The organism is Mesorhizobium sp. M2C.T.Ca.TU.002.02.1.1 (genome assembly GCF_003997225.1).
Genome location: NZ_RZTO01000379.1, coordinates 1 through 5,688 on the forward strand (window position 1 = coordinate 1; position 5,688 = coordinate 5,688).

Annotated in this window: 6 protein-coding genes; 4 read left to right on the plus strand and 2 right to left on the minus strand. The window is 63.4% G+C overall.

Going from position 1 to position 5,688, the window contains the following annotated elements:
* Positions 1-977 (minus strand): FAD-dependent oxidoreductase (locus EOD07_RS19780; RefSeq protein WP_127236669.1); only part of this gene is annotated, 977 nt, incomplete at its 3' end.
* Positions 978-1,157: 180 nt separating this feature from the next.
* Between EOD07_RS19780 and EOD07_RS19785 the strand changes: the two genes are divergently transcribed.
* From EOD07_RS19785 to EOD07_RS19800, 4 genes are all read left to right on the plus strand, one after another.
* Positions 1,158-1,841, plus strand: coding sequence for an isoprenylcysteine carboxylmethyltransferase family protein (locus tag EOD07_RS19785; RefSeq protein WP_245470311.1), 684 nt, complete (start codon positions 1,158-1,160; stop codon positions 1,839-1,841).
* Between the two features lie 107 nt (positions 1,842-1,948).
* Positions 1,949-2,419 carry an RDD family protein gene (locus EOD07_RS19790; protein WP_073989170.1) on the plus strand — a complete coding sequence of 157 codons (471 nt, stop codon included), beginning with the start codon at positions 1,949-1,951 and terminating at the stop codon, positions 2,417-2,419.
* A gap of 148 nt (positions 2,420-2,567) precedes the next feature.
* Positions 2,568-3,332 carry an arginyltransferase gene (locus EOD07_RS19795; protein ID WP_127236671.1) on the plus strand — a complete coding sequence of 255 codons (765 nt, stop codon included), beginning with the start codon at positions 2,568-2,570 and terminating at the stop codon, positions 3,330-3,332.
* A 116-nt stretch (positions 3,333-3,448) separates the two neighbouring features.
* On the plus strand, positions 3,449-4,345 hold the full coding sequence (locus tag EOD07_RS19800; RefSeq protein ID WP_041006905.1) for a DMT family transporter: 897 nt from the start codon (positions 3,449-3,451) through the stop codon (positions 4,343-4,345).
* On the opposite strand, the gene EOD07_RS19805 is transcribed toward EOD07_RS19800, so the two are convergent.
* Positions 4,333-5,532, minus strand: a complete 1,200-nt coding sequence (locus tag EOD07_RS19805; protein WP_127236672.1) for an AI-2E family transporter — start codon at positions 5,530-5,532, stop codon at positions 4,333-4,335. The two genes, EOD07_RS19800 and EOD07_RS19805, sit on opposite strands and share 13 nt — an antisense overlap.
* Positions 5,533-5,688: the final 156 nt, after the last annotated feature.

A 5,688-nucleotide genomic window follows, 5' to 3' on the forward strand; every position in this document is an offset into this window, starting at 1 on the left:
ACCCGGCCCTGCTCCATCGACGTCGAGGCGAGGCTCGGGAAGCCGATGACGTCGCCGGACGCGTAGATGTTGGGCACGCTGGTCTGGAAGGTATTCGGGTCGACCTTGATGCGGCCCCGGGCATCCGCCTCGATGCCGACCAGGTCGAGGCCGAGGCTGGCGACGTTGCCGGTGCGGCCGGCGGCGTAGAGCACCATCTCGGAGCGGATGGTGCGGCCATCCGCCAGCGTCACCTCGGCATGGTCGGGCTTCGAGGCGATCTCCTTCACCGTGCTGCCCAGCCGGATGGTCATGCCGCGGTCGCGCATCTGGTGGATGAAGTCGTCGACAATCTCGCGATCGATGAAATCGAGAATGGTGTTGCGCGGCTCGACCAGTGTCACCGGCACGTCGAGCGCGGAAAAGATGGTGGCGTATTCGACGCCGATGACGCCGGCACCGATCACCGTCAGCGTGCGTGGCAGATGGTGGAGCTCCAGCATTTCGTCGCTGTCGAAAACGCGCTTCTTGTCGAAGGGTACGTCGGCCGGACGGTGCGGCCTGGTGCCGACGGCGATCAGCGCATTGGCGAAGCCGACCTCGCTGTAGTCGCCATTGTCGGCGGTCAGGCTCGCCTTGTTCGGCGTGAGGAACTTTACCGCGGCGCGGGCGCTCCTCACCGTGTTGCGCATGAACTGGTGCTGCAGCACCTCAACCTCATGGTCGAGGGTCTTGTGCAGCCGCTCGACCAGGTCGCCGATCGAAATATCCTGCTTGACCCGGTAGCCGCGCCCGTAGAAGCCGCGTTCGCGCCAGCCCGAGAGGTTGAGCACCGTCTCGCGCAACGTCTTCGACGGGATGGTGCCGGTATGCACCGAGACGCCGCCCAGGCGCCGGCCCCTGTCGACCACAAGCACCGACTTGCCGAGCTTGGCCGATTGCACCGCGGCGCGGCGTCCCGAAGGGCCGCTGCCGATGACCAGCATGTCGTAGTCCATGTCCCCGTCCCCTTTGTGCGGCGCAGCAAGCTAAACCGGGAAGAATGTCATGTTCAACAGACAACAACCATCCCTCGGCAGACGAATCCGCCAATGCAACCGAAAGCGCGCAAAACCTTAACCGGACGGCAAGGCTTACGTGCAATGGTCAAAGCCGAGGGGACCACCGGGGTAGCAAAGTTGCCGATTTCCAAAAGCGATGCGCTGCCCAGCGCAGAGACGGGTTTCTGGTCCGCCGTTCAAAGCAGCGCGGTTCTCACCGACCTGCGCGAAGGCCTGTTCCGTTTCATCGCGCTCGCGGTCGCGGCAATCTTCATCTATCGCGGCGTGAACAACCTCGTCATCGACAGCGGCCGGCTCAACGTCCTGATGCTGCTGATATCGGAGACCCTCACCTTTGTCTGGCTGCTCTTGGCGCGCCGCCCGCTGGTGCGTGACTGGAGCCCTTTCACGGTCTTCATCTCGCTGACCGCGGGCTTCGGCTCGGGCCTGGTTTCGCTGCAGGAAGGCGTCGAGATCGTCCCGCTATACATCGCGGCGCCGCTACAGTTCGTGGCGCTTTGGATCGTCATCTGGGGAAAGATGTCGCTCGGCCGTTCCTTCGCCATCCTGCCGGCCAATCGCGGCGTCATCACCGGCGGCGCCTACCGGTTCGTTCGCCATCCCATCTATGCCGGCTATCTCGCGGGGCACATCCTTTTCCTGCTGTCGAGCTTCTCGCTCTACAATTTCACCGTCTACGCGACCATCACCCTGTTCCAGATCCATCGCATCCTGCGCGAGGAACGCATCCTGGCGCTGACCCCGGAATATCGCGACTATCTCGAACGGGTTCGCTACAGGCTCTGCCCCGGTATCTTTTGATATCGCGCCCACCGGCCGACGGGCATGTTCCTTGAATTCCGGGTCGCTCTCACCATTTGAGAGGACGGCAGGCATCTCGTTGTGGATGCGGCAATCGAGGAACAGACATGAACGCACGCGTTTTGGACGGCGAGATCATCACGACCAGGTTCGAGGACACCCGCGCCTATCGCGGGGTGCGGACAAGGCGTATCTTTGCCTTCCTGCTCGACTATTTCTTCGTCGCGCTGCTGACCATTCCCTTCGCCATCCTGGTCGCCATTCTCGGGCTGTTGACCTTCGGCCTTGGCTGGGCGCTGTTTTCGGTGCTGGTGCCGATGGTCGCCATCCTCTACATCTGGAACACCCTGGGCAGTCGCGACCAGGCGACGACCGGCATGAAGATCATGGGCATCCGCCTGGAGAAGCTCGACGGCAGCCGCATCGACGGCATGACGGCCGTGGTTCATTCGGTTCTGTTCTGGGCCGGCAACGTCATCCTGACGCCGCTGGTGCTCCTGGTCACGCTGTTCTCCGACCGCAAGCGCACGCTGCATGACCTTTTGCTCGGCACCGTGGTCACACGCACCGATATCTGACGGTGTCCAGGGCCGCGCAGATCAAACCGCCGCGCCGCCCGCGCTAAAATATGAACAGGTCCACGCCGTCGCGTCAGCACAATCCTGTTGAAATTTTCGCCGGCCGGGCCAAAGGTAGGGCGATTCGCAGGAGCGTTTCCAAGATTAGATGACGCAGCATCCGACCCAGTCGCCGCAGTTCTTCCTGACCGCGCCGTCGCCGTGCCCCTATCTGGAGGGACAGTTCGAGCGCAAGGTGTTCACGCACCTTGTCGGCGACAAGGCGCCGGAGATGAACGACCTGCTCACGCAAGGCGGCTTCCGGCGCTCGCAGAACATCGCTTACCGCCCGGCCTGCGAATCGTGCCGGGCCTGCGTCTCGGTGCGCATCCTGGCGCAGGAATTCGATCCCAGCCGCAGCATGCGCCGCGTTGTCCAGCGCAATACCGACCTCGTCGGGGCCATGCATGACGCGCAGCCCTCGACCGAGCAATACTCGCTCTTCCGCGCCTATCTGGATGCCCGCCATCGCCGCGGCGGCATGTCGGACATGACCGTGCTCGACTATGCGATGATGGTGGAAGACACGCATGTCGACACCAAGATCATCGAATACCGGCGTCGCGGCCCCGACACTTTCATCACCGGCAAGGGCCATGGCGAACTGATCGCTGTCGCGCTCACCGACAAGATGGCCGATGGGCTGTCGATGGTCTATTCCTATTTCAGTCCCGACTTAGAGGACCGCTCTCTCGGCACTTTCATGATCCTCGACCACATCGCCCGCGCCAAGGCGATGGGCCTGCCCCACGTCTATCTCGGCTACTGGGTCAACGGCTCGCGCAAGATGAATTATAAGATGCGCTTCATGCCGCAGGAGCATCTCGGCCCGAAAGGCTGGGAGCGCTACGACCACGAAGCGGTCAGTCGCTAAAACAGTTTTCCCGAACCCGCCCTTTCAAGGGAGAAGACGCCGGTCTTGCGCGCCCTCGCGCGAGATATGCGCAATCGCGCCGGCCCTTGCTCCCGATTTGTTTCGAGAACGATCACATGTCTTCCCACACCGATCACCAGAAAGGCCTCCTCGTCACCGCCATCGGCGGACTGGTGCTGAGCATCGATATTCCGCTGATCCGGCTTGCCAATGGCGAGGCCTGGACCATCCTTTTGCTGCGCACCAGCTGCACCTTGGCGGCGGCGCTGATCATGTGGGCCGTCTGGCGCTCGTACAGCAAGAATGCGCCGCAGCTCATACCTGGCTGGTCGGGGCTGGTCGTGGCTGTGATCTACGGGCTCGGCGCGGTCGCCTTCATGACAGCCGTCTACCATACATCGACAGCCGACCTGGTCTTCATCCTGGCCTTCAACACCGTCTTCGCGGCGCTGTTGTCCTGGCTGTTTCTGAAGGAGCGGCCTCGGCCGCTGACCCTCGCCGCGATGGCTCTGATGATCGTCGGCGTCGCCATCATCGTCGGCGATTCCGTCGGCACCGGATATCTGTTCGGCGACCTGATGGCTTTGTGCTCCGCCTTCCTGATTGCCTGCGCCATCACCATCTCGCGTGCCAGCGACAAGGACATGGGCTTCACCGCGCTGATCGGCGTGATCCTGCCTTTCGGGGTGGCGGCGTTCATGGTCTCCAGGACCGGCTTTCAAGTCGAAGCCCCGTGGTGGATCATCCTGAACGGCGGCGTCGTCATGCCGATCGCGTTCTTCTGCCTTGCCAACGGACCGAAATACATCTCGGGCGCGGAAGTGGCGATGTTCTATCTCCTGGAAACGATCCTGGCGCCGGTCTGGGTGTGGATGATCTTCGCCGAGGCGCCGTCACGCAACAGCCTGATCGGCGGCGGCATCATGATCGTAACGCTGATCGCGCATTCGCTCTGGCAATTGCATGAAGGCCGCAAGCGCCGCGCGGACCTCGCGGTGCATCACCCGGCCTGAATCTTCCTCGGCTCGGCCGCCGCCTCGATCCGGGGCGGCCCACCGGCCTCGTCGGCCACTGGCGGGACCTCGTCCATCAACTCAACCTCGCGCAGCCATTCACGCCAGATGGCGACGAGCAGCGCCATCAATACAGGGCCAATGAACAGGCCGAGGAAACCCATCGTCTTGACGCCACCGATCAGGCCGAAAAAGGTCGGCAGGAAGGGCAGTTTGATCGGACCGCCGACAAGCTTGGGCCGCAAGGTCTTGTCGACGATGAAGAGTTCGACCGCGCCCCAGATGAAGAGCGCCGCGCCGGCGACCAGCTTGCCGCTGGCGGCGAGGTAGATCGACACCAGGGTGAAAGAGAGCGGCGCGCCGCCCGGGATCAGCGCCATGATGCCGGTAAGCGCGCCGAGCGTGACCGGCGACGGCACGCCGGCGAGCCAGTAGGCGGTGCCCAGCACAAGGCCCTCGCCGATGGCGATGATGGTCATTCCCGTCACGGTCGAGGAGATGGTTGCCGGCACGACACGCGAAATCCGCTCCCAGCGCGTCGGCAGGATGCGCTCGCCGAGGCGATCAACCTGGGCCGCGAAAGACTCACCGTCGCGATAGGCGAAGAACAGCGCGATCATCATGAACAGAAGCGTCAGCAGCAGGCCGAAGGCGCTGCCGCCGGCGGCCAGGGCGCCGCGGTAGATGGTGCCGATGTTGGAGCCGCTGATCAGCTGGATCAACTCGCCGATGCCGCCGGGATGGCCGAGATAGGCCGTCCACTGCTCGTTCAGCCACTCGCCGATCACGGGCATGGTGGCGATCCATTGCGGCGTCACCGCGCCGTGGCGATTGGTCTCGATCGCCCAGACGACCCATTCGCGCAGCTCGTTGATGGCATAGGTACCGGCAAGCGCGATCGGCACCACCAGGAAGGTGAGGATGAAAAGGATCGCCAAAGTCGCGCCGATGGTGCGGTTGCCGCCGACAGCGGTGAGCAGCCTTCGATAGAGCGGCCAGCTGGCGAAGGCGATGACAAGCGCGGCCAGCACCGGAAACAGGAAACCGTGGAAGAAATAGACGCCGGCGGCAACGATCAGCACCAGGAGCCAGCGCGCCGCCGACAGCGGCGGGATGACGGCGGCCCTCAGCGGCGTCGACAGGCCGAACAGTCGCTGTCCCGGCTTCTGGATTTCAGCCCGCTTCAACCCGGCGTTTCTCCCCTGCCCGATGGTTCAATGGATGCTTATGCACCATCATAGTGCAGCAATCGTGACGATAGTCCAAATAGTGCCTTTTCCTTCTCGCCTTGTGGGAGAAGGTGGATCGGCGCGCAGCGCCGAGACGGATGAGGGGTGTTCCAG

Bases quoted from the DNA above. Each gene is read 5' to 3' on its own strand.
- EOD07_RS19795 (WP_127236671.1), top strand. From the start codon at position 2,568: ATGACGCAGCATCCGACCCAGTCGCCGCAGTTCTTCCTGACCGCGCCG.
- EOD07_RS19800 (WP_041006905.1), top strand. From the start codon at position 3,449: ATGTCTTCCCACACCGATCACCAGAAAGGCCTCCTCGTCACCGCCATC.
- EOD07_RS19790 (WP_073989170.1), top strand. From the start codon at position 1,949: ATGAACGCACGCGTTTTGGACGGCGAGATCATCACGACCAGGTTCGAG.